The organism is Paenibacillus sp. 2TAB23 (assembly GCF_052115165.1).
Classification (GTDB): domain Bacteria; phylum Bacillota; class Bacilli; order Paenibacillales; family Paenibacillaceae; genus Pristimantibacillus.
In genome coordinates this window covers 164687-190148 of the sequence record NZ_JBFRGD010000007.1, presented here as the reverse complement: position 1 = coordinate 190148, position 25462 = coordinate 164687, and the positions used below count along the sequence as shown (strand labels likewise).

Annotated in this window: 24 protein-coding genes; 2 read left to right on the top strand and 22 right to left on the bottom strand. The window is 48.7% G+C overall.

Annotation, left to right across the window (positions count from 1 at the left end):
• Nucleotides 1-126: 126 nt before the first annotated feature.
• The 4 genes from AB4Z29_RS12870 to nrdI all read right to left on the bottom strand — a co-directional run bounded on the left by AB4Z29_RS12870 (nt 127) and on the right by nrdI (nt 6013).
• Nucleotides 127-2184 carry a GxGYxYP domain-containing protein gene (locus AB4Z29_RS12870; protein ID WP_441943452.1) on the bottom strand — a complete coding sequence of 686 codons (2058 nt, stop codon included), beginning with the start codon at nt 2182-2184 and terminating at the stop codon, nt 127-129.
• 395 nt (nt 2185-2579) lie between these two features.
• Nucleotides 2580-3536: a class 1b ribonucleoside-diphosphate reductase subunit beta gene (nrdF, locus tag AB4Z29_RS12865; RefSeq protein ID WP_441943451.1), complete on the bottom strand. Its 957-nt coding sequence runs from the start codon at nt 3534-3536 to the stop codon at nt 2580-2582.
• A gap of 46 nt (nt 3537-3582) precedes the next feature.
• Complete coding sequence (nrdE, locus tag AB4Z29_RS12860) at nt 3583-5667, bottom strand: class 1b ribonucleoside-diphosphate reductase subunit alpha (RefSeq protein WP_441943450.1); 2085 nt, start codon at nt 5665-5667, stop codon at nt 3583-3585.
• Nucleotides 5654-6013 carry a class Ib ribonucleoside-diphosphate reductase assembly flavoprotein NrdI gene (gene nrdI / locus AB4Z29_RS12855; RefSeq protein WP_183563949.1) on the bottom strand — a complete coding sequence of 120 codons (360 nt, stop codon included), beginning with the start codon at nt 6011-6013 and terminating at the stop codon, nt 5654-5656. The genes nrdE and nrdI overlap by 14 nt, the downstream gene beginning before the upstream one ends.
• A gap of 277 nt (nt 6014-6290) precedes the next feature.
• On the opposite strand from nrdI, the gene AB4Z29_RS12850 reads away from it, so the two are divergent.
• Nucleotides 6291-6512 (top strand): hypothetical protein, encoded by a 222-nt coding sequence (locus tag AB4Z29_RS12850; protein WP_441943449.1) that lies wholly within the window; start codon nt 6291-6293, stop codon nt 6510-6512.
• 221 nt (nt 6513-6733) lie between these two features.
• On the opposite strand, the gene AB4Z29_RS12845 is transcribed toward AB4Z29_RS12850, so the two are convergent.
• Entirely contained in the window at nt 6734-7171 is a 438-nt protein-coding gene (locus AB4Z29_RS12845; protein ID WP_441943448.1) for a MerR family transcriptional regulator, read from the bottom strand.
• Nucleotides 7172-7387: 216 nt separating this feature from the next.
• On the opposite strand from AB4Z29_RS12845, the gene AB4Z29_RS12840 reads away from it, so the two are divergent.
• Nucleotides 7388-8227 (top strand): SDR family NAD(P)-dependent oxidoreductase, encoded by an 840-nt coding sequence (locus tag AB4Z29_RS12840; RefSeq protein WP_441943447.1) that lies wholly within the window; start codon nt 7388-7390, stop codon nt 8225-8227.
• Nucleotides 8228-8359: 132 nt separating this feature from the next.
• On the opposite strand, the gene AB4Z29_RS12835 is transcribed toward AB4Z29_RS12840, so the two are convergent.
• The 17 genes from AB4Z29_RS12835 to AB4Z29_RS12755 form a co-directional block, all read right to left on the bottom strand.
• Nucleotides 8360-9127, bottom strand: coding sequence for a class I SAM-dependent DNA methyltransferase (locus AB4Z29_RS12835; RefSeq protein ID WP_441943446.1), 768 nt, complete (start codon nt 9125-9127; stop codon nt 8360-8362).
• Nucleotides 9124-10071 carry a CvfB family protein gene (locus AB4Z29_RS12830; protein ID WP_441943445.1) on the bottom strand — a complete coding sequence of 316 codons (948 nt, stop codon included), beginning with the start codon at nt 10069-10071 and terminating at the stop codon, nt 9124-9126. Before AB4Z29_RS12830 ends, AB4Z29_RS12835 begins: the two co-directional genes overlap by 4 nt.
• A complete protein-coding gene (rsfS, locus tag AB4Z29_RS12825; RefSeq protein ID WP_441943444.1) occupies nt 10068-10415 on the bottom strand; it encodes a ribosome silencing factor in 348 nt (115 codons plus the stop codon). The genes AB4Z29_RS12830 and rsfS overlap by 4 nt, the downstream gene beginning before the upstream one ends.
• A gap of 21 nt (nt 10416-10436) precedes the next feature.
• On the bottom strand, nt 10437-10991 hold the full coding sequence (yqeK, locus tag AB4Z29_RS12820; protein WP_441943443.1) for a bis(5'-nucleosyl)-tetraphosphatase (symmetrical) YqeK: 555 nt from the start codon (nt 10989-10991) through the stop codon (nt 10437-10439).
• The gene (gene nadD, locus AB4Z29_RS12815; protein ID WP_441943442.1) at nt 10981-11571 is read right to left on the bottom strand and encodes a nicotinate-nucleotide adenylyltransferase; all 591 of its coding nucleotides are present in this window, start codon (nt 11569-11571) and stop codon (nt 10981-10983) included. Before nadD ends, yqeK begins: the two co-directional genes overlap by 11 nt.
• A 113-nt stretch (nt 11572-11684) precedes the next feature.
• Complete coding sequence (gene yhbY / locus AB4Z29_RS12810; RefSeq protein WP_441943441.1) at nt 11685-11990, bottom strand: ribosome assembly RNA-binding protein YhbY; 306 nt, start codon at nt 11988-11990, stop codon at nt 11685-11687.
• An 81-nt stretch (nt 11991-12071) separates the two neighbouring features.
• Nucleotides 12072-12941: a shikimate dehydrogenase gene (gene aroE, locus AB4Z29_RS12805; RefSeq protein WP_441943440.1), complete on the bottom strand. Its 870-nt coding sequence runs from the start codon at nt 12939-12941 to the stop codon at nt 12072-12074.
• A gap of 30 nt (nt 12942-12971) precedes the next feature.
• Entirely contained in the window at nt 12972-14096 is a 1125-nt protein-coding gene (gene yqeH / locus AB4Z29_RS12800; RefSeq protein WP_441943538.1) for a ribosome biogenesis GTPase YqeH, read from the bottom strand.
• On the bottom strand, nt 14096-14620 hold the full coding sequence (locus tag AB4Z29_RS12795) for a YqeG family HAD IIIA-type phosphatase (RefSeq protein WP_441943439.1): 525 nt from the start codon (nt 14618-14620) through the stop codon (nt 14096-14098). Before AB4Z29_RS12795 ends, yqeH begins: the two co-directional genes overlap by 1 nt.
• Nucleotides 14621-14818: 198 nt before the next feature.
• On the bottom strand, nt 14819-17065 hold the full coding sequence (locus AB4Z29_RS12790) for a DUF4129 domain-containing transglutaminase family protein (RefSeq protein ID WP_441943438.1): 2247 nt from the start codon (nt 17063-17065) through the stop codon (nt 14819-14821).
• On the bottom strand, nt 17062-18309 hold the full coding sequence (locus AB4Z29_RS12785) for a DUF58 domain-containing protein (protein ID WP_441943437.1): 1248 nt from the start codon (nt 18307-18309) through the stop codon (nt 17062-17064). Before AB4Z29_RS12785 ends, AB4Z29_RS12790 begins: the two co-directional genes overlap by 4 nt.
• A gap of 3 nt (nt 18310-18312) precedes the next feature.
• On the bottom strand, nt 18313-19269 hold the full coding sequence (locus AB4Z29_RS12780; RefSeq protein WP_441943436.1) for an AAA family ATPase: 957 nt from the start codon (nt 19267-19269) through the stop codon (nt 18313-18315).
• 140 nt (nt 19270-19409) lie between these two features.
• Nucleotides 19410-19760, bottom strand: coding sequence for a stage V sporulation protein AE (spoVAE, locus tag AB4Z29_RS12775; protein WP_441943435.1), 351 nt, complete (start codon nt 19758-19760; stop codon nt 19410-19412).
• Between the two features lie 6 nt (nt 19761-19766).
• A complete protein-coding gene (gene spoVAD / locus AB4Z29_RS12770) occupies nt 19767-20780 on the bottom strand; it encodes a stage V sporulation protein AD (RefSeq protein WP_441943434.1) in 1014 nt (337 codons plus the stop codon).
• Between the two features lies 1 nt (nt 20781).
• Nucleotides 20782-21234 (bottom strand): stage V sporulation protein AC, encoded by a 453-nt coding sequence (spoVAC, locus tag AB4Z29_RS12765; RefSeq protein ID WP_441943537.1) that lies wholly within the window; start codon nt 21232-21234, stop codon nt 20782-20784.
• 397 nt (nt 21235-21631) lie between these two features.
• A complete protein-coding gene (locus AB4Z29_RS12760) occupies nt 21632-23656 on the bottom strand; it encodes a beta-galactosidase (RefSeq protein ID WP_441943433.1) in 2025 nt (674 codons plus the stop codon).
• A 91-nt stretch (nt 23657-23747) separates the two neighbouring features.
• Nucleotides 23748-25457 carry an ABC transporter substrate-binding protein gene (locus AB4Z29_RS12755; protein ID WP_441943432.1) on the bottom strand — a complete coding sequence of 570 codons (1710 nt, stop codon included), beginning with the start codon at nt 25455-25457 and terminating at the stop codon, nt 23748-23750.
• Nucleotides 25458-25462: the final 5 nt, after the last annotated feature.

Genomic DNA, 25462 nt, shown 5'->3' with positions numbered 1-25462 from the left:
TAATATATGTTTTGCTTGATTTTTTCAATAGCTTCCAGCTTTCCTTGTGAAAATACTCGTCTTTAGCTAATAAGAGAGGACAACCGCAGTATCCGGCGTCCTCTCCATTTCGCTTCTATCGTTAGACTATGGTTTAGCAGGCAAGCCATTCGCACTGCGGATTAACGAGAAATATTGATCAGCGCGGACAGCCTCGTACTCCGGACCAAGCTTCGCTTGAAGCTCTGCAATGTCCGAAGGCGTCAAGCTCCAAGCGAGCAAGCCCAAGGAGATGAACATTGGGGACTTGCCATCCCATTTCGCTTTGGCTTCTGTCAGAATCCGCTCGCCATCCCCCACTGTGCTGATGCCTTGAATCGTAGAGACTGGAAGCTTGCCGTCAATAATCTCTACGCCATGACGATCCTCCCAGCTTAGGAACATCCCAGCAGGCTTATATTCCTTTATATAAGCAGCCGCATGAGCCTCACTCAGAGGTACATTCTCGCTGTTCACACGATTCAGCACGTAAGGAATCGTCATGCCTGTCTTTTCCATGTACGAATTAGATTGCTTTAAGAAATCGGCAAATGATTTCGCTGGCCATGCATTCGGATAAAAGTATCCCGCTCCTGAAGGCCCGGCGATGAGCAGATCATTTTTCGTAGCGGTCTGCCTATAGTAATTCAGCATCGCAGGCGCACCATCATAGAGCAATGGACTAGATGTCCAGTTCAGCGGAACGACGCCTCGGCTCGGATCATCCCAAAGGATCCTCATTCTATGCTGATTATACTGGAAGTTGTCGCCTTCGCTGAACGTATACGTCACGTATATCTTGTTTTCCAGCTTTGGCGCCTTTACCGAATTATCTTTAAAGGCTTGCGCTTTCGTTCCCGAGAACACGGTAAGGTTGCTAAACCAATCGGCCGCAAGCACATAAACGCCGTAATTCGACGTAATCTCAACCCCGCTGAACTCGCCGTCCGTATCATTGCTGAACCAGCCTAGGTAAGGCGTTCCCGGCTTTACGCCTGCAAGAATTTTTTGGAACAGCTCCTTCTCTTCCGGTACGTTGGAATCCAGCCAGAAAACCATCGCTTTGTTCGCGACCGCATAATCCCGCAGGTAACCATACGGTTCCTTCTGCTCAGAGGATACAGGCTGAACATTGCCCGCGGACACTTTATATTGGTTCCACATATCAATGGAAGCCGTTAGCTGCTTTGTACCAGCAGGCGGGGTGAATTTGTATATAAAATAACGGCCATTATCAGCGAATCGATGTCCACCGTCACCAGCTGAAACCTGCGAGCTCTGACGATCATACAGGAACGCCTCTTCTTCCGGTGTTCCCGGAATGAATGTCGCAATGGTTTGCCCATCTGCTTTAACCGTCACCTGATGTACCGCGCTCCCCCAGCCATCTTGCGTATACGCATCATCAAATCGGAGATAGACGTCTGATTTGCCAAGACTAGCGCTTAGATCAAGCTCGTATATCTCTCTATTCCCACCATCACGCTCCTGCGTCTTATCTTCGGCAAGGACAGTGAATAAATCGCCTTGATTCTCAGGAAGCCTGATTGAGGTTTCGGGGCTAAGACCTACAAGCATTTTATGCGTCGTTTGGCTCCATAGATTGTCATATTGCCAAGTATAGGCGTCCAATCTATCCTTGAATCTTCCTTGCAGATCCTCCACAACCTTCAAGTTGTAAGGCGCAGCCTTCAGCTTCTCCGCGAGCTCAGGGCTTACGACCACGGCTCCCTTTACCCCCGCGAGCGTCGTCGCAACATTAACAGAGTCTGGAACTTTGGGATCATAGATAACCATTCCGTTGATTTCCTTCTTATACGTACGGACAATTTGCCAATAATCGTCTCTAACCTTGTACGTGACATCCAGATCATTCAGCCAGGTGAATTTCCCTTCCTCTTTGTTCTCCAACAAATAAATGCGCGGCTCTGCTCGGTTTACAAGACCTTGTAAGGTCGCCATCATAATCTTTATATCACCGGGCGCATCATAAATATCTGCCACATCCAGATGCTTAATTTTTGAGAATTGGGGCAAAGCTTGCTTCTCTGGCCAAGCAATCGTACTCGCTTGCGGCTGCGGTTTGGATTCGGCAGCAGATGCCCCTAAAGACATGGAAAGCGTACAGACAATAGCGACTCCTATTACGGTTAGCTTACGCAACATGTTCTACACCTCGGTTTAGTTGTTTTTTGGGAGGATAGCTTTCCGACATCCGCCTAAACTCTCGCCCCTTTCCGCGCAGTGTTGTCTTGCTTCCTCACTAATATATATTTATTATATTCATAATGGTATTACAACTACTTCGACAAAAGTTCCTATGCTATGACATCAATATGATTCTCTTGTTGCACTTTTTAGCATTTGCGTTAGTTATTCTCGCCTATAAGGTCTGAATCCCATTAGAAACAACGTTTTTCCTATTATGTAAGCGCTTGAAAAACAAGTTGTAATCTTCTAATGCTTTAGTTCTATCCTCTGAACAAAAGAAAAACCTCTGCGGCTACAAACGATCTTGTAGCGGCAGAGGTATTATTTGTTATATAGAACTGAAATGCTAATTAAAAGTTGAATACGAAGTCATCATCGTTCAGTGGCTCAACATGAATCGTGCGTACGTAGCCGTTTCCTTTTTTGGAGAAGAAATCATGCTGCTTAGTATGCGTGCTAATTCCGTTGAACACGATCGGGTTAACCGGCTCCTCCGGGAAGTGCGGCTCCATGCCGAGGTTCATCAGCGCTTTGTTCGCATTGTAGCGGACGTATACATTCACTTCCTCAGCGAGGCCGAGTGGCGCGTACAAATGCTCCGTGTACACGATTTCGTTCTCGTACAGCTCATTCAGGAGCGCGTACACCTCAATTTGAAGCTGCTCTTGCTCTTCCTGGCTAAACGTAGCAAACAGCTCCTGTGCAAGAACACCGACGTACAAGCCATGGATACTCTCATCGCGTAGAATCAAATCGATGATTTCGCCGCTGCTCGTCATTTTGCCTTGTCCAGCTAAGTAAAGCGGATAGAAGAAGCCGCTGTAGAACAGGTAGCTTTCTAGGAACACAGACGCAGCCATTGCTTTGTATAGCTCTTTAGGTCCCGTAATATTCGAATACCAAGAAGAAATAAGGTTCGCTTTCTTCTGCAGCTGCTCATTGCTTTCTACCCATAAGAAGATCTCATCAATCTCCTCGCCTGATGCTAAGGTCGTGAAAATGCTGCTGTATGACTTGGCGTGGATTTGCTCCATCATGGACATGAATGAGAGCACAGCTTTGCGCTGCAGACCGTCTACATGCTCCAGAATCTTCGGCATGCCGATACCGCCTTGAATCGTATCCAGCAATGTTAGACCGCCAAGCACGTTTTTGTATAGCGTGCGCTCAGCGTCTGTCATTTCCATCCAATCCATTTTATCGTCCGACAACGGAATTTCTTCATCCGTCCAAAATTGCATTACGTTTTGCTGCCAGAATGTTAACGTAAAATCATCATCCGGGCGGTTCCAGTTTACTGCTTTCATTTGATAAGCTCCTTCTTTGCTACGTAAGCATCAATTAAAATAGAACTTAAACAGCACAGCTCGTGCATTCCTCAACGGAAAGCCGCTTCGTTCTTGTGTAATAGAGAGATTTGAGCCCTTTTTGCGCAGCATAAACATAGAAACGCGCCAGCTCCCGAGTCGTCACATTGCTGTTTACATGAAGCACGGACGATATGCCTTGGTCAATATGCTGCCCAATTTCGGCAATGAGATCAATCAGTTTGAACTGATCGATATTATAGGCGGATTTGTAATAGAAATAGTTTTCTTGTGCCAAATATGGCATCGGGTAATACGTAGTCGAGTTCGCATAAGTACGCGTTTCGATATGCTCAACGATCGGCATAACGCTAGAAGTGGCGTTCTGGATATACGAGATGCTTTGAGTTGGTGCAATTGCAAGGCGGTAAGCATGGTATAAGCCGTGCTCTTGTACTTTAGCCTTTAGTGCAGCCCAATCCTCCGGCGACGGAATTTCCATGCCTTCGAACAATTGTTTAACGCGATCCGTTTTGGGACGGTAATCAGTCTCTACATAACGCGTGAAATAGGTACCCTTCGCGTACTCGGAGCGCTCGAAATCCTTGAACGTAATACCGCGTTCTTTCGCGATCTCCATGCTTTGCTCCAGTGAATAGTAGTTCATCATCATAAAGAATACGCCGGCAAAATCCTTCGCTTCTTCACTTTCGTAAGCAATTTTGTTTTTGGCGAGATAACCGTTCAGATTCATCGCGCCAAGACCGACGGAATGAAGCTCTTCATTCGCTTTGCGAACGCCCGGTGCGTTGTCAATATTGGACAAATCGCTGACTGTCGTCAAAGCTTCAATGCCAACATGTACGGATTCTTTAATTTTTTTATGCTCCATTACGTTCACGATGTTCAGCGATGCCAAGTTACAGCTAATATCGCGTTGAATGACGTCTTCAAAACCGTAATCCTTTATTTCTGAAGTTTCCTGCAATTGGAAGATCTCCGTGCACAGGTTGGACATTTTGATCGAACCGATATCCTTGAGCGCATGCACGCTGTTGGCGTTGGATTTGTTCATAATGTATGGGTAGCCTGATTCTAGCTGAATCGAAGCGATTTTGGTCAGCATATCGCGTGCATTCATAACCTTTTTACGTGTGACAAGCTCATTGGCGAGCAATTCTTCGTACATCTCGTCCATATCCATGTCGTCAAGATGCTTGCCGTATGCTTTCTGTACGGAATGCGGGCCGAATACGAATAGCGGTTTGTTCTGAGCAGCAAGCTCATAAAATTTGTTCGGGATGATCAGGCCGATAGACAGCGTTTTGATACGCGCCTTTTCGTCAGCGTTGATCTTCTTGCAATCCAAGAACTCAATGATGTCCCAGCCGAAAATATTGTAGTAGCCGGCGCCCGAGCCTTTACGTTGACCCATTTGGTCCGCATAAGAGAATGCATCCTCCATTAGCTTCAGGACGGGCATAATGCCTTTCGCAGCACCTTCTACGCCTTTGATCGGTTCACCGCGTCCACGAAGTTTCGAGAGGTTAACAGCAACGCCTCCTCCGATTTTGGAGAGCTGCATGCAAGTGCCTAGCACGTAGTTGATAGAGTTAAGGGAGTCATCCATTTCGAGCAGGAAGCAGGAAACCATCTCGCCGCGGCGGCTTTTGCCTGCATTCAGGAAGGTTGGCGTTGCTGGCTGCAAGCGCTGGTCAATCATCGCTTCAGCAATTCGAAGTGCTCTAGCTGCGTCGCCTTCGCCAAGATGCAAGGCAACAATCGCTACGCGATCGGAGTATTGTTCCAAATATTGCAATTTATTGTTAGTCTTCATCGCGTAATCCTTGTAGAACTTCGATGCCGCCATGTAGGACTGGAATTCAAAGCCGCTGCTCGCTGTCAGCGTAAATACGGCCTCAACCTGCTCATGTGTATATTTTTCATATACATTATCGTAATAATCGTTCTCGATTAAGTAGTCTAGCTTATGTTTGAGGGAGTCGAACTTCACGCTCTTCTCAGCCACTTCTTCCATAAATGCCGCGACAGCCTCTTTATCCTTCTCAAGCTGATAGAATCCGTCCGCTCCGCGCTGCATCAATTCGTTATTCAATTCAATATGCTTCAATGGTTCGCACCCTTTCGACAAAATGTTGCGTATCTTGATTCGTGCCTGACAACTCAAACTTCAAAATCACGGGGACAGCATACTTTTGGGAGATCGTGTCCGCGCTTTTAGCGAATCCGCTTCCCCAGTTCCGGTTGCCGCTGGCAGAAACGCCGCGAAGCATGTCCGCGTTGTTCTCCAGAAACGAAGTGACCTTCTCCGGCACCTGGCCAAACCCTGTTGTATACGTGACCAGCACGAACGGTTCGTCCACTGCTGCCTTCTCGTCAATAGGCACCGCCCGCATATTCAATTTTTTGATGAAACGCTTGACGTTACCTGTTTTGGAATCATAGACAACTAGCATAACACGTTCGCTCCCCTACTGAATTCAAGCAATCAAAAAGCGCTTCCGACTAGCAAATCCGTCAGCTGCGCCAGTTCAAGGTTTACCACTGGTAATCATTGAAAGCACCAATCCACATCAATATGTAGTTGATGTTTTTGATTCTACATCAATATATAGGAGTAGTCAATGAAAATTATGGAGAAAATATTAATCTACTTTTTTGTCGCACTCGACTATTTTAACAGATGAGGATATGATGGGATAGTGACATTTTATTGCTATTTAGGAGGCGCGCATGAACATGAAAACCGACGCAGAACACATACGGGAAACGATAGACAAGCTGTTCAAAGATGCGGGCTATACCGTGCCTGAGCTGCTTATTTACATCGAAACACTCGAGAAAAACCACGAACAGCTGGCCCTTCAAATGAACAAAATGAAGCTTGATTCCGTGCGCAAAGCATCAGCCTCCGCAGGCATGAACAGCCGGTTGAAAGATGCGCTTCGTGAATAATCATCAACGCGAGACACAAGATCTAGCCATATACAAGACTGCGAATCGAATAAATCGATAGCACTTCTCGTTCACTAGTCTCCCACTGATAAAATATTACAATCAGCTTCATAATCTGATAGAATCCGACTTCTAATACTATATGTAGATAAGATTGAATGGCAACCCGCTCGCATGCCCAACTTCGTCCAGCAAGCTAGCCGGTCGCCACCTCCAATTAGCTAACGCTTCTGTCTGCTCCCCGGGGCATTCGGCATTCGCTTCTCCTCCTCTGGGAGCGAACAGCCGTCTGCGACAAAGTTGCCCCGTGCCAGCCTGCTGTCAATAAGATCGATAATCTGCTGCAAGGAAGCAACCTGCTGCTCAATTTTACGCTTATGGCTTTGAATTAAGTCGAACACCTCCGGTGAAGTCTGGAGCGCATCGTTCCTCGCTAGATCTAGATAAGGCTTCATCTCGTCTAATGACATTCCTGTTTTTTTCAAGCAAGTGATGATCTTCATCGTTTCCACGTCTTCAACCTGGTAAATACGATGCCGGTTTGCCTTGCGTTCCGCTCGCGGCAGCAAACCAATTTTCTCATAATAACGAATGGTGTCCTCGGATAAACCAGCCTGCTCTGAAGTTTCCTTAATGGTCATCCCTATTGATCCCGTCATGCAGTAAGCCCCCTTCCTATAACAATCCATCCATTATACAACTTGGAGTGAACGCCAGGTCAACAGATGTCGACAAAAGCTCCTATACCGCGAACTACTTCCAAATAAAGATATATTCCTCCAAAATAATCGCTTGACTTGGAGTCGACTCCAAATTATATAGTGGTCTCATCCGTCAGACACATCCGGAGTGAACATGATAATTGGAGGTTAGCCATGAAAAACGAATCAAATTCTCGAACGGCAATCATAACTGGCGCAAGCAACGGAATAGGACTAGCATTGACCTGCACATTGGTGAAGGAAGGCTGGCATGTCATCGCGCTCATACGTTCTGACTTCCCAAAGGATGACGTGCTGCATGAAGCCATAATTTCGAAGCGGCTTCGCGTCTACAGAGCTGACCTTTCAGACTTTGCAAGCCTGCGGGCTGCATTGCATTTAGTTAAAGCAGCTGAACAGAAGGCAGATCTTCTCTTCAATAATGCCGGTGGGAGCATCAATGAACTGCGTTTCTCCAAACAAGGCCGAGAGCTGCATTACGAACTGCAAACCGTAGCCCCTTATGTGATATTGATGGAGCTGAAACAACTCTTACTGAATGGTTCATTAAAAACCGTAATCAACACATCAACCAACGCATTTAAGTTTATCAAACATTTTGATTCAGAAAGGCTTGAGCACCCGACCGAGTTTACGAAGCTGTTTGGCCCCTACGCGGCTTCCAAGCTAGCACTCTCATTGTGGACACGAGAACTCGCTCCCGAGCTCGCTAACGAAGGCATAAAGCTTTTAAGCGTGGACCCAGGAGGGAACAATACGATTCGCAAAGGTAAAAGCTCCGGTATTCCCTTTTATTTGAAGCCGATCATCAAATTGTTCTTCCCGCATCCAAGCAAAGGTGCAGAGCTTCTTTATAATGGAGCATTAGCAGCTGAGTATGCGGCATCAGGAGACTTTTTAATAAATGGTAAGGTAACCCCGCTCAGATTCACCGAGCAAAGCCATAAGGTTCTTGCGAGAGTAAACACCATCTATATGAAGGAATTCAAGTGAAGCAACGTGCAGCATAGCCGATTCAGGCAATCGTTGCATACGCAATGAAAGATGAATAACGCGAAACAAGGACAATTCCACAAGATACGCTATCTTGTAGAATTGCCCTTTTTTTCATTGCTGATGCTATCGTTATTTGACAGCCGCGAAAAAAAGACGCTCGGAATCACTGTCTGCCGGTTTAAGCTCGAAATCGGCATATCGGTCCACCGTCTGAAAGCCCGCTCGGCGCAAGGCAGCCTCGATCCAATCAGGATCGTAAGCTCGCTGCACGTGAGACTCCTCGAAACGCTGGAACGCTGAATCCCGGTCGCGCGAGAAAATGGTCAAATGATGCTCGATCTCGCAGCGCTCCGCCTCAAAATCACAGGTCCATATGTAGGCCACATCCCGTTCGTCTAAAACAAAAGGCTGCTCTTCCGAATAACGAATGAGCTGCTTAGGGGGATGCATATCGAAGAGGAAGCTCCCTCCGTCCCGCAAGCCAAGGTAGGTTGCACGGAAAGCAGCTTCAATATCGGCTTCTTCGGTTAAGTAATTCAAACAATCACAAAACGATATTACCGCATCTACCGGCTCCTGAAGCTCCCATTCCCTCATGTCCTGCTGCAGCCACCTAAGTGAACCTGTACGCGGCCTAGCGACGAGCTGAGGGGGCTCATCCCATTTGCTGCGTGCAACCGCGAGCATGTCGGATGATAAATCAATGCCGTACACATGAAAGCCCGAACGTGCCAGCGGGATAGAGATGCTGCCGGTACCGCAGCCTAGGTCAACAACAGTTGCAGGCATTCCGTAACGCGACCAGCCGGCTCTTGCGAAGCCAAGCCAATCTGCGTAGGGCATATCCTCCATGAGCTGGTCATATACGGTAGCAAACTGACCGTATGAGCTTGTCATTGCCCGTCAGCTCCTTCAGCCTCGCTGTTTGGAGCATCGGCATTCTCTTCTGGGACCGCAGGTGATTGGTCAGCCAAATAAGTCCAGCTGCCTTTTTGCGTAACGAGTCTTTCTCGCATGAGCTTGCCGACGGCACGTTTGAATGCGCCTTTGCTGATCCCGAATTTTTGTTTAATGATGTCTGCATCGGTTTGGTCGGAATACGGCATACCGCCGCCCGGCCGCTCCTTCATGAATGCCAAGATGCGATCGGCATCCTCTATCCGGCCAACCTCTTTACGCTGCGCCATGGATAGATTCGCTCTGCCATCCTCGCGAATAAAGGTTATTCGCGCGCTAACACGTTCGCCAAGCCGCAGCGGACGAATGCGTTCAGCACTAGGAATTAAGCCGTAGACGCCAAAGCCGACTACGCCTCCATCGATCATAACGAAGGAACCAAGCTGCAGCGTTTTCGTTACCCAGCCCTCAACCCATTGATTATTCCAGCTGTCAGGAGCAGGAAATACAAGCTCCGACAGCTCTTCCTCAAACGCGATTTTGGCCACCAGCCTGCCGATCTTGTCATGCTTCATCACAACAAATACTTCGTCCCCTGGAAGAGGGCGGTATTCAATGCTCTCTGGCAGCTCTGAGAGAGGAAGCAGCAATTGCCTGCCAAGGCCCATTTCAAGAAAACATCCAAGTCTCGGATGAACATCCGCAACTTGAAGGCGCGCTAGCTCGCCCAGCTGAAGCAGCGGCTTCTTCATCGTTGCCGCTAAGCGATCCTCTGAATCAAAAAACAAAAAAACTTCAACTTGATCGCCGATTTTGGGCTTCGAGCCAACTAGCTCGGTATAGTGCATAAGCACATCCGACTCTCCATTGCTCAGAAAATAACCATAAGGCGATACTTCTCGGTCAACCCTAAGCGTTTCGGTCGTACCGGCTACAAAACTCATGCGAACTCCACAACCTTCGCATCGGACCAAAGCCGCTCGATATTGTAATATTCACGCTCATCACGGTGGAATACGTGTACAATCACGTCTCCGAGATCAATGAGCACCCATCTTGCCGAGTCCATGCCTTCAACACCGCGAACACGCGTGCCGTTTTTCTCTGCCTGCTTGCGGATCTCTGTCGCAATAGCCTGTACCTGCGTATCTGAATTACCGCTGCAGATAACGAAGTAATCCGCTACCAAAGAAACCTCTTTTAAATTTAAAGCAACGACCTTAACCGCTTTTTTATCTTCTGCCGCCGCGACTGTAATTTGAAGCAATTCATCTGAATGTACCGCCATCGTATATCCTCCTCTAACCTATTATTCTAATAAACCATTTCTCGCTTCAACGGTTAGCGGAAAGATCCGTTTCCCCTTCTGAATCAAGAAGGAAATCGTTGAGTTAAAGCCAGCTAGCAAGGCTTCATCCAAAAACTGCTCGCTCAGCCTGCGAATATCGTTCACACCAGGGAAATCACGTCCAGGCTCCATATAATCAGCCAGACAAACAATTTTCTCCAGCTTAGTCATGCCCCGACGCCCTGAGGTATGATACCGGATGGCATCCAACACTTCTGCATCCGTAACACCGTATTCGTGCTCAGCGATCCAAGCGCCAACAGGGGCATGCCATAATTCCTTATCGTAATAGAGCAGCTCAGCAGGAAGCGACCGCTCCTGTATCACCTGTTTCATTCGCTCGGTTGGCCAGTACTTGGCTACGTCGTGCAGAATGGCAGCGAGCTCAGAGCGTACGGGGTCTTCGCCGAAACGCTCCGCAAGAACGATCGCCGTATCCATCACGCCCTGTGTATGGAGCCATCTTCGCTCCGGCATCTCTGCTTTTACCTTTTCGATCATTTGCTCACGATTCATACAGCATGTGCCTCCTCATGTAGCTATTCACCAAATCAGGTACAAGATATCGTGCCGAATGTCCGCTATCCAGCTTGCTGCGAATCATTGTCGAAGAAATATCAATCGCAGGCATCGGAATTAGCATAACCCGCTCCTGCAAATAGTTCGGCAAAGCCGCAAGCTGGATAGGTGTTCCGGGACGCTCCAGACCGATGAAGGAAACCTTGGCTGCCAGCTGTTCAATCTTATGCCACTCTGGGAGGTCATTAATGCGATCCGATCCGATAATATAGGCGAAAGAATCATTGGGATTTTGCTTCTGAAGTTCCAGAGCCGTATCATAGGAGTAGCTGATTCCCCCCCGCTTCAGCTCTATATCGAGCACGCGGAAAGCGGGGTTGCTACGTGTCGCTTCGCACACCATCTCGAAGCGATGCAATCCGCTTACTCCTGGCTCATTTGCTTTGAGAGGAGGACCGTAAGACGGAATAAACCATACCTCTTGCAGGCCGCATAGCTCACGCGCCGTTTCCGCCGCAATCAAGTGCCCGATATGGATGGGATCAAAGGTGCCCCCCATAATGCCAATCTTACTCATTCTGCGAACGCCTCCCTGAATTAAAGCACATGCGGAGCTGCCGCTTTCGGTAGCCAAGCCCGGTAAGGAAACTAGTCCCTCCGCTCAGCCAAGCTCCGAACGGTCAAGCGGATTTATTTGCGGGCTGCGCTCGGCAGCTCAATTTGTTTATTGTCTTTAGATTCTTTGTATAGAACAATCGTCTTGCCGATGACCTGTACAAGCTCGGCTTTGGCTGCAGCCGCGACTTCAGCTCCAATTTCTTTTGGATCGTCCAAGCAGTTGTTCAGCACGGAAACCTTAATAAGCTCCCGAGATTCGATTGCTTCTTCGATATGACGAACCAGATGATCGTTTGTACCGCCTTTACCTACTTGGAAGATAGGAGTCAGGTGATGAGCGAGTGATCTTAAATAACGTTTTTGTTTGCCTGTAAGCATGTGAATAGTTCCTTCTTTCATCTCGATGTTTCATCTATTTAATACGTAATAATAATTATAATTGAAAAAATGAATGACAGGTTATTGCTGCAGGGAGGCGAGCACCGTCTCCCGCATAGCCGCTGCCGGAGCAGGCTGGCCAGTCCAATACTCGAATGCATAAGCGCCTTGATAAATAAACATGCCGAGTCCGCCATGTATGCGGCAGCCGCGCTGCTCGGCTTCCAGCAGAAACTTGGTTTTTAAAGGATTATAAATCAAATCGCTTGCGACAGCATCCTGCTTCAGCCAGCTTGCATTAACCGGAGTCTCCTCGGTATTCGGAAACATACCGACGGATGTCGTGTTGATGACAATATCTGCCTCCTCGCAAGCGGTCTGAAGCTCATTATGCGTAATCGCGATTATATCTGCTGCATCTTGCAAAGAAACGGCTAGTTCCTGTGCCCGCTCAAGAGAGCGGTTGGAAATAGTAATGCGAGCGGGACGCTCATTCGCTAACGCATACACGATTCCGCGGGAAGCCCCACCCGCTCCAATGACAACGATGCGCTTGCCAGCCAATTCGCGTTCCGCTTCTTCCTTTAATGAACGGACATAACCGATTCCGTCCGTATTATAGCCGATAAGGCGTCCTTCTTCGTTTACGATCGTGTTTACCGCGCCAATCGCTTGCGCGCTGGCATCGATTTCATCAAGCACGGACATGATATCCAGCTTATGCGGAATAGTCACGTTCACGCCGCGAATTCCCATTGCGCGCACGCCTGCAGCAAAATCCGCAATTCGATCAGACGTAACATGAAATGCCGTATATACGCCGTTAATTCCCGTTTCCCGAAAGGCACGGTTCATCATGATCGGTGATTTCGAATGCCGGATCGGATTGCCGATTACGCCGAACAAGAGGGTATTGCTGTCAATCTGATTTCCTGCGCCCGCGTTCGTCACAGTAAATTCCCTCCCAGAGGCATGGTTAGACTAAATCATTGAATCACGGAGCATGACCTTAACGCCCTTTGGCGCATAAATATCAATAACAGCCCCGCCAGTTCCATTCACTTGAATCCAGCCAAGGCCAGAAATGAACACATCCTTGTTAACGCCTCGTTTGACACGCAGCGAATGCCTCGTCCAAGCTGGAATCGTCTCAAGCTCTTCAAGTGTAGGTCCGCCAAGCAATTGACCGCGGTGATCCGCATAAAGCTCGTCCGCCCGCTCCAGCTTCGTCCGGTGCATATTGAGCGCATTAGACACGTAGAAAGTGAAGGATTGTCGATCTCCCTCGACGAAATCAAAACGGACAAGACTGCCAATAAACAGCGACTGGCCAGAATTCAATTGATAGACGAGCGGCTTAATCGGCTTGTCCGGCAATAGCGAGCCAAGAAAGCTGCGCGGCACAACCTCAGTCATACGCGTCGTGTATACGATACCTGGTGTATCGATAATCGCTTTCCCATCCTCGAGCGGGATATGAACGGCATCAAGCGTCGTTCCCGGGTAACGGGAAGTGGTCAACTCGCGCTCCATATCGCTGTAGTCTCTAATAAGCCGATTAATGAGCGTTGATTTGCCTACATTAGTCGCGCCGACCACATACACATCGCGGCCGTTCCGATACTGCTCGAGCGCTTCAATAACACGTTCGAAGCCCATATTGCGTTTCGCGCTGCATAGCACGACGTCTACGGTCCGCAGGCCCTCTTCCTTCGCTTGCTTCTGAACCCAGTTCCGCAACCGATTGACATTCATCGCTTTCGGAAGCAAGTCAATTTTGTTCACGACAAGCAGTACCGGGTTGTTGCCCACGAATCGCTGCAATCCCGAGATTAAGCTGCCTTCGAAGTCATATAAATCGACAATATGCACCACAAGGCTATCCGTGTTTCCGATGCTGCCCAGCAGCCTTAAGAAGTCATCCTGATCTACCGCTACGGATGAAGCTTCATTATAATTGCGAATCCGGAAGCATCTTTGGCATATAACCGGCTCCCTGCCGATTGCCGCTTCCGGCAAATAACCAGGCAAATCGACACTTTTCGTTTGCAGCGCTACACCGCAGCCTGCACATGAACCGGATGCCTGACTAAGCTGTTGTTCCATCACTTCTTTTCCCCCTCATACCATAACCCTTTTTTCCTTAAACGTACCAAAGCAAACCGTTCAATCTGGCGGTTCACTCGCGTCATGATGCCCTCATCGGCAGGTGCAATTGGCAATACCAGAATGGTATACAGTCCCATTCTGTTGCCGCCAAGCACATCCGTCAGCATTTGATCGCCAATAACGACAGTATGCTCAACTGATAAGCCGAGCACACCTAGCGCTTTCTTGAACGCTTTGCCGGCAGGCTTGCGTGCTGCGTGAATATACGGAATATTCAACGGTGCCGCAAACTTTCCAACGCGGGTTTCATTGTTATTCGACACGATAACAACCTGGAAGCCACGCGAGCGAACATAATCAAGCCACTGCACAAGCTCAGGCGTAGCTAACGCCTCCTTGGCACCGACGAGCGTATTATCCAAATCCGTAATGATGCCGCGAACGCCTCTTGCATGCAGCTCATCTAAATTAATTTCATAAACTGTATTAACGCGCATATGCGGCAACAGCCGTTCAAACATAATGGATTCCCTCTGCTTTCTGCCTGCTATCTTACGAAACTATACCATACAAACCAAATTTGTTGCAAAAAAATACCGCTGCCAATTTCTCAGGCAGACGGTATTTGTACAAATAAAATGATCGCTCTCGGTTGATTATCCCGAATATTCCCAGCAAGTGGGAGGACGCTTCCAATCCGTCTTTGCTGCCTAACCAAATTATTTCAATTGATCGATCAGAGATCGTACTTTGATGACGAATCGATCAGCATCTTCCGTGGATGCCATGGCGGGACTGTACTTCGCCTGCTCAAACCCGTCCAGAACTGCCTTGAAATCCTCACGAAGCCGTTTCCTGCTTTGCGACCACCGGATGACCGCTTCTCTTAACGTCTCATGCTCTTCGCGCTCCATGCCTCGCTTTTTGCAAATTCGAAGCAGTCTATGTGTCTCAATAACAATCCGATCATTAGACGTATAAGAGCCATGACGAATCTTTCTCCATGCTAACACAAGCTTTTGGCGACGCATATAGAGCCACGTGACCGCTGCAATCGCGATGAGAGAGAAAGCGCTCCACAGCCATGCCTTCGAATTGGACGAAGTCTCCGATTCGGCAACCGCGGCAGCATCCGTTTCTTCTGTATCCGTTTCAGGCAAAATAGCGTCCTCTTCAACAGGCATCGTATAAGGAAAGCTAAAGCCGGAAGTAGCCTCGAATGGGATCCAGCCGAATCCGTCGAAATAAATTTCAACCCATGAATGGGCATCGGAGTTGCGAACCGTATAAGTGCCTGCACCGCTCGGATTTACATTCTCACCCATAAATTCGCCCGGAGGCCCGTACTCGCTAACAGGAAGCACGCCTGGCGCGAACCCCTTCACCCATCTGGTCGGCAAATCCAAGCTCCGTGCCATAACAGCCATCGCGCTTGAGAAATAATCGCAGTAGCCTTCTTTCAGTTCAAACAAAAACTGGTCCACAAAATCAAGAGAAGCGCCGGTAAGCTTCGATTGATCCGGCAAGTTATTGTAATTGTAATTCAGCCTTAAATACGCTTCCAGCAGTTTCGCGCGATCATAATCATTCGCTGCCTCTGCTGTTATATCCTTCGCGAGCTGCTTGACTCGCTCTGGCAGCGTATCAGGAAGCTGCAAATAATAAGCATTTCGGGACGCATCCGCTTCATTCGTCCATCCCGCTTCCGCATTCCGCAGCAATTCTTCGTCGAGAACAGGCACGGAAGACGTAACGGAATAGGTTTGCGGATATTTGCGGTTTTTCATGGACCAATTCAATAATCGAAGCTCGCCGGAGTTCGCTTCCCAGCGCAGCCCTGAAGGCAGAGAAGCCTCATCATCGTCCACCCAATTCAAAGTGGTTAACGGAGCAGCGCCGAACAGGACCGGATAAACATCCTTGCGAACCATCGTCACGATTTGATCAATCTTCGTAATTCCCGCAATCGGAGCAGGGTCAAGCGCAGCTAAAGCCGCACCCTTAGAGATCGGAGTTAACGTCTCTCCGGCTTCGACATCCTTCCAGCCGCTTCCGGTATACATGGCTTTTGATTCCCCCCGCCAATAGCTGCGATGAGAGGTCGTTACCGTCATCATTGGTGAATAATCAAACTCGAATCCGCCGCCAAGCTGATCGTCATTACGGCTATAGCCTGAGCTAGCGTTGCCGGTTTTGCTTGGGGTTAGCGATTCCGTGCCTTTATCCCCCAGAAATACTTGTACCTGCTCGCCTTTTGCTTCCTTCCATATGGTATATGGATCCTGAAGGAGCGGAGACAATGACGGCATGTTGAGCCCCACCGTCATCAGTACCGTAAGCACAATCGCGATTGGCAATAAGAGTTGAAGCGGATATTCCGCTAGCTCCTTCCAGCTCGCAGGATGCTCGCGCTCGAGTCTAGCCATATGGCTCGCTACAAGCCATAGTAGGCCAATGAATACAACCATACCCACTTCATCCCAAAGCCAAATGGGAGTAAAAGAATCTCCGATCGTCAGCAGTAAAATGTTGGAGCCAACGAAACCGATCATCCTAAACCGTGTTGTAGTCCATATCCCAAACAATACGTAAAGCAGAAGCAATGCTGCGCTGATCCAAATAAACGGATTCAACTGTACGGCGTGGGCCTGCAGCCACCACACCCAATCCTGCCAGCTCTCCGGTCTTGCGATGAGCCAATCCATCTTGACCAGCCTAGTTGTTATGAAGATCCCCGCAGCTGCTTGAAGCAATAGCTTGGCATACTTAACGCTTGGCGGCAGCAGAACGTCGATCGCTGCGGCAGCGAGGAGGGTAAGATACGCGATCGTAAACGTTTCTTCCCACCAATAGCCTTCGAAAAGCGTAATGGTATTAGATAGAATGATAGCAATAAATATAAATCTAAGCTTATTGAACCAATTCGATGATAAATAGGTGCCGATTGCTTTCATGAATGACTTCATGCGATGCCACTCCCTTCCAATACCGTGGGGAGCTCTTGAAGTTGACGGATTTCGAATACGGGCCAACCGCGCTCGCGCATCACATTCTTCCATGACGTATTGCCGCTAAGCTTATCGACAGCAGATGAAATATGAAGCAAGCATGGCGTCATGCCTTTTCGTGACAGCCACTCCATACTTCTTATCACATCAGCGCCTGTATCAGGTGTAATCACAACGGCAAAGCTGCCAGGCTCAAGAATCGTATCCGCCTGCTGCAGCGAGGAATAAAGCGGCCTTACTGCATCCGCATCCACAAAGGTGAGATGCTTCATCATGATATTCCGCTGTTCAATGCCTGATTTGGGACTAATCATCGTCAGCTTATCGCCAATGGACAGCAAGCCCATTGCTGTATCATCCTTCAAGCCATTCTCAAGCAGAGAAGCCGCAGCCGAAACCGCGAGCTCAAATCGAGTCGCCAGCTCCATCGCATAGCCGCCGGCATATCGGTCAAGGATTACGATTGTACGCGGCAGCGACTCCCGCTCAAAGGCCTTGGATTTCCACTCCCCCGTCTTCGCAGTCGCATTCCAGTGCACGCGGGACAATCGATCACCGTACAAATATTCCCGAACCCCATTGATTTGTGTCGTTTCTTTCGCTGATCGGGATGCAATGGCATGAGAATAAGGACCGCGAATACCTCGCTGAATCCCATTCCATTGCCTTAATGGCACGGTCTGAGGCAGAACATTAAAGATTGTTTCGGTGCCGAATTGACCGGAGTGCTCGAATAATCCGAATACGTCATATGACATGCATTGCGTATGCGTAAATCGGTATTCACCGCGCTGCAGCGGAGGGGTTTGGTAGACTACCTGGCCGCTTCGTTTCCAATTCGGTACGAAAGAAGATTCGAAAGCCAATTTCTGTCCATTATGGCGCTGCATTTGATCTCTCACAATCACATATGGAAGCGGGTAATAGCCTGGAATTTTCATCGAGAGAGTGACATCCAGGGAGCTTCCCGCGGATAAGCTCTGTTCAAGCGCATTCGCGCTGGGAACCGTATAGGTTCTGCTGCCTGTAACTCGGTTAATGCCGCTCCAGCGGCCAAGCACCAAATAGACGAGCAATAGATTCAAAATCATATAGAGCATAAAAGCGGTTTTTCCGCCTTGAAATAAAAAATAAAACAGACTGGTCACATAAATAACGGCAACAAGCTGCCAGCGCAGCTTCTTCGATTTAGCCGCTGCCATCGTTTAACGCTCTAGCCGAACCGGCACCTTGGTGGATTGAATCACCTGATCGATGATATCCTCCGCTTTTAGACCGTTCATTCGGGCTTCCGTGCGAAGCAAGAGTCTATGGGACAGGACAAATGGCGCTAGCTCCTTCACATCGTCAGGCGTTACGAACTGGCGCTGCTGGATATAAGCGCTCGCTTTGGCTGCTCGTGCAAGCGCGAGTGCCGCACGCGGGCTGGCTCCCAGCATCACGTTCGCGTGCTCCCTTGTGCCTCTTATAACGCTAACCAAATATTTGCCGACAGCATCATCGATATGCACCTTGAGCACTTGATCTTGAATATGAATCATGTCTGCTATATCAATCATCGGTTGAATACGGTCTGACGGATGTATTCCTTCATTAGATAACACCATGCGCTGCTCATCGGATTCACTTGGATACCCAAGCGACAGCTTCATCATAAAGCGGTCCAGCTGAGCTTCCGGAAGCGTATACGTTCCTTCGAATTCGATAGGGTTCTGGGTTGCCAGCAGCACGAACGGGCGAGGAAGCTCGTACGTGTCACCGTCCACCGTAACATGTCCCTCTTCCATTGCTTCGAGAAGCGCCGATTGCGTCTTCGTGGTCGCGCGGTTAATCTCATCCGCCAATAGAATGTTCGACATGACCGGGCCAGGCCGGAAAATAAAAGATTCCTGCTTCGGATGATAGATCGAAACACCCGTAATATCAGTTGGCAATAGATCGGGATTGCATTGGATGCGGCGGAACTGTCCGCCGATTGATTTGGCTAGCGCCTTGACGAGCTGGGTCTTCCCCGTGCCGGGCACATCTTCGAGCAAAACATGTCCGCCTGCAATTACCGCGATGAGCAGCCTTTTGATTTCTTCCTCTTTGCCTAAGATACAAGTTTCTAAGTTTCGTAGAATCGTAGCACATAATTGCATGTCTGCAGGACGAATATCCATTCCATTACCTCCCGAAATAACGCTTGTGTTAATGTTCAATACTACTATTTTACAGTACTACCTTTCCACTGCACAAACTTTTTCGCTACAAAAAAAATTGGAAGATCCCACAGGATCCTCCAATTGTTTCATGCTATTCGTTAGCCCTTAGGCCTAACCACCAAAGCCGCCAAAAACGAAAAAATGATCGCTGCCGAAATGCCGGCGCTTGTCACTTTGAATATGCCGGATATGACGCCAATCCAGCCTTGACTATGCAGCTCAGTCAATGCCCCGTGTACAAGCGCGTTGCCGAAGCTCGTTATCGGGACGGTGGCTCCAGCACCAGCGAATTTCACCAGCGGCTCGTACAGGTCAAACCCATCTACTATTGCCCCAATTACGACCAACGTTGACATCGTGTGCGCAGGCGTCAGCTTTAGAACGTCAAACATTAGCTGGCCAAGCACGCAAATAGCTCCGCCTACCACAAAAGCCCAGAAAAAAATCATATCTTCTTAACCCCCTTTTGCGCTGATCGCAACCGCATGCGCGATGCACGGAATGCTCTCGCCCTGCTGGAACGAAAGCGGAGACAGCAAAGCGCCGGTCGCAACGACCAGAATACGTTTTAATTCTCCCTTTTTAATCCGTTTCAGGAGATGCCCGTACGTAACAACCGCAGAACAGCCGCAGCCGCTGCCTCCGGCCTGCACCTTTTGTTTCTGCACGTCATACACCATCAAGCCGCAATCGCTGAACACCGTATCATTCATCGGAACACCATTTTGCAGCAGCAGCTTATTCGCAATCGGATGCCCAACGCCTGCCAAGTCGCCTGTAACGATAAGATCGTAATCACTAGGCGTTCGTCCCGTATCATTAAAGTGAGCTTGGATCGTATCGACAGCTGCAGGGGCCATCGCCGCGCCCATGTTGAACGGATCGGTTATTCCCAAGTCAATCACTTTCCCAATCGTCGCACATTCTACGACCGGGCCATCGCCTTCTGCCGCAACGACAGCTGCACCGGCTCCGGTTACCGTATACTGAGCAGTAGGGGGCTTCTGCGAGCCATATTCAGTCGGATAACGGAATTGCTTCTCCGCAGTACAATTGTGGCTGCAGGTACCTGCAAGCACATGGGTTGCTGATCCCGAATTGACGAACAAGGAAGCAAGCGCCAACGTTTCCATTGAAGTGGAACAGGCACCGAATACGCCGATATACGGTACGCCGAGTGAGCGTGCCGCGAAGCTGTTGCTAATAATTTGGTTCATTAAATCTCCGCCGATATAGAATTGAAGCTGGTCGCGCTGTATGCCCGCATTTTGAATCGCGAATTCAGATGCTTGCTCAAGCAGAAGCCGCTCAGCCTTCTCCCAGCTTTTCTGCTGCATATCGAGTTCAGGATGTACGAGGTCGAAATCCGCTGCAAGCGGCCCGTCACCCTCGTCAGGACCTACAACCGTTGCTTCGCCGATAATAACGGGCCGTTTCTCGAACCACCAGGATTGTTTCCCACGCAGCATATTACTGACCCCCAGTACCAAGTATGAGATGCGCGATACCGACGAAAAATGCAGCTACCGTTCCGTATACAATGACTGATCCCGCGAGCTTGAACATATTGCCGCCAACCCCAAGTACGAGGCCCTCGCTTCGATGCTCCAAGGCTGCAGAGCACATGGAGTTGGCAAAGCCTGTGACAGGAACAGCAGAGCCGGCTCCCGCCCACTGCGCGATTTTGTCATAAACGCCAAGGCTAGTAAGAATAACGGATATCAGAATCAACGTAGCAACAGTCGGATTGCTAGCCGCTTCCTGGCTCATTCCCATCAAATGAACAAACATCTCTTGTATGGCTTGTCCGATCACGCATATTGCTCCTCCAAATACGAAAGCCTTTAAGCAATTTCCCAAAATGGATCTCGGAGGCTCCATCGTTTTCGCAAATGATTGATACTCCTTTGGTGACATCGCCATTTTTTTGTAATGATTGCGGCTCTTGCTTTTAGTAGCCACTGCGCCATCCTCCTTTTCGGTACGGTTTCCCTTGGCGCACTAGCGCAGAGTACCGTAAACACGTTTCTTTCTTCCCATTCATTATTTGTAATAGCAGGAAGCAATATTCCAGCAAAAAAAGGATTGTCCACAGCGCTAGCAAACGCCGGGGACAATCCTTTTTCAAATCCAAATTGCGAACAAAAGAAGAACGAGAAGAACGTATAGAACAAGCATGAGCATTCTCAAATATCGACGATGCCGTTTTTTTGACACGAATGTTTCTCTCCTCATACCGGGCATTTATCTCTAGCATATGCCAAACACCCAGTACCGGAGCAAGTCCTCGCCTCGCAGCTTCAGGAAATTAATCCTCCATTTAATCCTCAATAATCATAACGCCTTTGGCAGCAAGCCGATAAGCTCCGCTGACCACCTCGCCGGATAGAAGCTCAGGACGCGGCTGTGCGCCCAGCTCAACCTCTGCTTCGTCTGCATTATGGTTTAGAACAAATGTATATGCTTTGCCATCTTTGCTTCTGCGTGTAACCTCTACGCCGTTAGGAGTGGCCAGCAGCGGCTCAATGCCTTTATCCTTGCAAATATTTGCGATTAAGGATTGTAGGAAATGCTGATCCGGACTGGAGGCGATATACCATGCCTCGCCTTCGCCGAATTTATTAACGGTCACGACAGGCATGCCTTTGTAGAAATCAGATCCATACTCCGCAACGACCTCAGCGCCTTCGGAATGAATCAAGTCGCATAACAGGCTGCAGGTATACGTTCCGCTAAGAGCGCCATCAACCTTTTTCATTACGATCTGATTCTGTTGCCCTGGCAGCAATGCATCGATTTCTTCGGCCCAAATACCAAGCACCTTACGCAGCTTGCCAGGATAACCGCCCGTTGTAACGAGATCATTCTCATTCACGATACCGCTAAAGAAAGTCGTGATAAAGGTTCCCCCGCGCGCCACGAAAGCTTCAACCTTCTCGGCAAAGCCAGGCTTGATCATATACATAACCGGCGCAATGACCAAATCATATTGATCCAGCTGTTCTTCCACGCTGATCATGTCGGTTTGAACGTTCAGCTCGAACAAAGCGTCATAATATTTATGAACCTCATCCACGTACTTAAGCGCAATGCTCGGTCCGCTCGAGAGCTCAACCGCCCATCGGTTTTCCCAATCGAATACGATCGCTGCTTTGGCGTCAATACGCGAATCCAGCAGCTTGTCTTGGAGCTGCGTCAGCTCGCGTCCAAGCTCCGCGCATTCCCGGAACACGCGAGTATGCTCGTGACCCACATGATCGATAACAGCACCATGGTATTTCTCGCATGCCCCGATCGATCGGCGAAGCTGGAAGAACATGACCGTGTCCGCACCGTGCGCTACAGCTTGGTAGCTCCACAAACGCATAACGCCTGGCCGCTTCAACGCATTATAGGCTTGCCAGTTCTGCTGGCTTGGCGTCTGTTCCATCAGCATAAACGGCTGACCGCTTTTAAGTCCGCGCATTAAGGCATGCGTCATTGCTGTGTAGCTTACCGGCGTATCAATGGAAGGATAATTGTCCCAAGAGATTACGTCCATATGCTTCGCCCATTTGAAATAATCAAGCTCGGGGTATGTTCCCATCAGATTGGTCGTAATTTGAATGTCCGGTGAATATTTGCGAATTTCTTCATATTCAATCAAATAGCAGTCGAGCAGCGCATCCGATTGAAACCTGCGGTAATCCAGCGAGATGCTTTGAAAATTCGTACGGTTGCCGCCCCACTCCTCGCTTAGCGCATTCGGAGGAACAATCTCGTCCCAATCGTAGAACGTATGCCCCCAGAAGCTTGTATACCAAGCTTTATTAAGCTGATCGATCGTGCCGTAACGCTTTTCCAGCCATGCTTGGAACGCCTCCGCGCAGTTGTCGCAATAACAATAGCCGCCATATTCATTGGAAATATGCCAAGCAACAAGAGCAGGATGATCCTTGTAGCGCTCAGCCAGCTTGCCTGCAATAAGCTGAGAGTACTTGCGGTATGCGGGACTGCTTGGGCATGAGTTGTGACGACCGCCGAATTTGCGCTTGCGCCCTTCGTAATCGACCCGAGTTACGTCTGGGTAGCGCTTCGCCATCCACGCAGGATGAGCGCCTGTACTTGTCGCCAGACATACTGCAATACCGTCTCCATGCAAGCGGTCAATGATGCGATCAAGCTCAGTGAAATCATAGGTTTCTTCATTCGGTTGAATCTTTGCCCACGAGAAAACGTTAACCGTTGCCACGTCGATATCCGCCAGCTTGAACATCCGAAGATCCTCAGTCATCGTTTCATCGTCCCACTGCTCGGGATTGTAATCCCCGCCATACCATATTTTTGGAAGTTTATTATGTATCATATTGTTGTCCTTCTCCTCTCAACCTTTGCGTAATAAGAACGCGGGAAGAGAGCCCATGAAATGAGCCCTCCCCTTCCTTGCTATTTTAAACTTATTTGGACCAAAGCGCTACGCGGTCCTTCACCATTTTCGTAAACTCAGCATTTAGTTTGTCTACGCCGGCATCGTCAAGATCTTTCAAGAATGCATCGTAGATTTTGTCGAAGTCCGCTGGTTTAGCAAGAATAGCTTCTGGAATGCGTTTTTTCATAATATCTTGCGTTTTTTGGAAAATAACGTTGGCTTGTGAGCCTGTTTCGAAAGGAAGCGTCCAAGCTGCGCCGTACTTACGCTCCGGGAATGCATCGTCTGCAGGCCACAGATCTTTGTACGTTGTTGCATTGTACTTCGCAAGCGTCTTTTTGTCCTCTTCGGAATAAGCGGTTTGGATTTGCTCTGGGAACGTTGTTGTGTAGTAGTTGCCAGATGGATCCTTTACGCCGTCGCCGTAACGAGCGGACAGCAAGTAGTTGCCAATACCCGTTGTTTTCTTGAATGTGTTGTTGTCATTCGATTTCTGCGCTTGAATATCCTCAGGAATGACACGTTTGCCGTCTACTACATTGTAATGCTTGCCTTCGATACCCCAGTTGACTAGTACTTGACCTTCGTCGGAAGCAAGGTAATCAAGGAACTTGATTAAACGTTCAGGATCTTTAGCATCCTTCGTAATACCAATGCCGTAGCCGGCAATATAACCCGTGCCTTGGAAAGAGTGATCTTGGAACGTGTCATTCAATGTTACAGGGAAACGAGCATAGGTTGCTTTAAAATTGCCTGCAGCTTTCAATGCGTTTTGCGCATCGCCATAATCCCAGTCTTGGTCGATAAGGCCAAGAACGCGGCCAGAAGCGACTTTAGCTTTGTATTGATCGTACTTTTGAACGAAGCTTTCTTTGTCAAGCAAGCCGTTATCGTTCATGTGGTTCAACCAACGGAAGTATTCTCTTTCTTCTGGACGCTGGTAATGCATAATTGCTTCATGTGTCTCTTGGTTTACATAGAACTCGCCATCATCCGGAGCGCCTGTTGCATAGAAAGCAGGGTTCGTTACGGAAATCAGGATTTGCCATTCGCCGCCATTAAGGGACATACCGATTGTCGGTTGGCCGTCTGGCGTCTTCGGGTTTTTCTCAATATAAGCTTTAATTGCTGCTTCGTAATCTTGAACCGTTTTGATTTCTGGGTAACCAGCTGCTTCGAGCACTTGGTGCTGCAGTTGGAAGCCGCCACCTGCTTCGAAATACGTTTGGCCTACACCGCCAGAAGGAAGCGTATAAATCGCATCGTCATCCTCGCTCCAGCGAAGGCGGTTGAAATATTCGCCATACACCTTTTTGATGTTCGGTCCAAACTCTTCAATTAGGGGACGAAGGTCGATCAATGCGCCTGCATCAACCAATTTGCCTGCACTGCCTTTCGGCATAACGAGGTCTGGATACTCATCACTCGCTACCATAAGTGCGAACATCTCTGCATCTGTACCGCCTACAGGAAATTCCTGTTTCAACGTGATGCCTGTTTTTTCCTGAATGAATTTTCCTGTTTCGGATTGCATATCATCCCAGTTGGCATTGATATCGCCGGAAGCTACGCGGATTGTAATCGGTTCTGCCGCTTCGCCCTCGTTTGCAGCATTGGTTGCTCCATTTGTTGAACCTGTGTTCGAGCCGCCTTCATTATTCGAATTGCCACATGCCGTGACGAATACGAATACAAGTGCCAACATCAAGCTTAGTGCCATTTGCATCTTTCTTTTCATTGCTG

Excerpts from the sequence above, each read along its gene's own strand:
- AB4Z29_RS12850 (WP_441943449.1), top strand. The coding sequence starts at position 6,291 with ATGAACATGAAAACCGACGCAGAACACATACGGGAAACGATAGACAAG.
- yqeK (WP_441943443.1), bottom strand. The coding sequence starts at position 10,991 with ATGAATCGTGAGCAAATGATCGAAAAGGTAAAAGCAGAGATGCCGGAG.
- AB4Z29_RS12845 (WP_441943448.1), bottom strand. The coding sequence starts at position 7,171 with ATGACGGGATCAATAGGGATGACCATTAAGGAAACTTCAGAGCAGGCT.
- spoVAE (WP_441943435.1), bottom strand. The coding sequence starts at position 19,760 with ATGATTTTTTTCTGGGCTTTTGTGGTAGGCGGAGCTATTTGCGTGCTT.
- yhbY (WP_441943441.1), bottom strand. The coding sequence starts at position 11,990 with ATGCTTACAGGCAAACAAAAACGTTATTTAAGATCACTCGCTCATCAC.
- AB4Z29_RS12755 (WP_441943432.1), bottom strand. The coding sequence starts at position 25,457 with ATGAAAAGAAAGATGCAAATGGCACTAAGCTTGATGTTGGCACTTGTA.
- nrdI (WP_183563949.1), bottom strand. The coding sequence starts at position 6,013 with ATGCTAGTTGTCTATGATTCCAAAACAGGTAACGTCAAGCGTTTCATC.
- nadD (WP_441943442.1), bottom strand. The coding sequence starts at position 11,571 with ATGAGTAAGATTGGCATTATGGGGGGCACCTTTGATCCCATCCATATC.
- AB4Z29_RS12785 (WP_441943437.1), bottom strand. The coding sequence starts at position 18,309 with ATGGCAGCGGCTAAATCGAAGAAGCTGCGCTGGCAGCTTGTTGCCGTT.
- nrdF (WP_441943451.1), bottom strand. The coding sequence starts at position 3,536 with ATGAAAGCAGTAAACTGGAACCGCCCGGATGATGATTTTACGTTAACA.
- AB4Z29_RS12830 (WP_441943445.1), bottom strand. The coding sequence starts at position 10,071 with ATGAGTTTTGTAGCCGGTACGACCGAAACGCTTAGGGTTGACCGAGAA.
- AB4Z29_RS12760 (WP_441943433.1), bottom strand. The coding sequence starts at position 23,656 with ATGATACATAATAAACTTCCAAAAATATGGTATGGCGGGGATTACAAT.
- AB4Z29_RS12795 (WP_441943439.1), bottom strand. The coding sequence starts at position 14,620 with ATGTTTGAACGGCTGTTGCCGCATATGCGCGTTAATACAGTTTATGAA.
- yqeH (WP_441943538.1), bottom strand. The coding sequence starts at position 14,096 with ATGGAACAACAGCTTAGTCAGGCATCCGGTTCATGTGCAGGCTGCGGT.
- AB4Z29_RS12840 (WP_441943447.1), top strand. The coding sequence starts at position 7,388 with ATGAAAAACGAATCAAATTCTCGAACGGCAATCATAACTGGCGCAAGC.
- AB4Z29_RS12835 (WP_441943446.1), bottom strand. The coding sequence starts at position 9,127 with ATGACAAGCTCATACGGTCAGTTTGCTACCGTATATGACCAGCTCATG.
- spoVAC (WP_441943537.1), bottom strand. The coding sequence starts at position 21,234 with ATGGCGATGTCACCAAAGGAGTATCAATCATTTGCGAAAACGATGGAG.
- AB4Z29_RS12780 (WP_441943436.1), bottom strand. The coding sequence starts at position 19,269 with ATGGATATTCGTCCTGCAGACATGCAATTATGTGCTACGATTCTACGA.
- rsfS (WP_441943444.1), bottom strand. The coding sequence starts at position 10,415 with ATGGCGGTACATTCAGATGAATTGCTTCAAATTACAGTCGCGGCGGCA.
- AB4Z29_RS12870 (WP_441943452.1), bottom strand. The coding sequence starts at position 2,184 with ATGTTGCGTAAGCTAACCGTAATAGGAGTCGCTATTGTCTGTACGCTT.
- spoVAD (WP_441943434.1), bottom strand. The coding sequence starts at position 20,780 with ATGCTGCGTGGGAAACAATCCTGGTGGTTCGAGAAACGGCCCGTTATT.
- AB4Z29_RS12790 (WP_441943438.1), bottom strand. The coding sequence starts at position 17,065 with ATGAAGTCATTCATGAAAGCAATCGGCACCTATTTATCATCGAATTGG.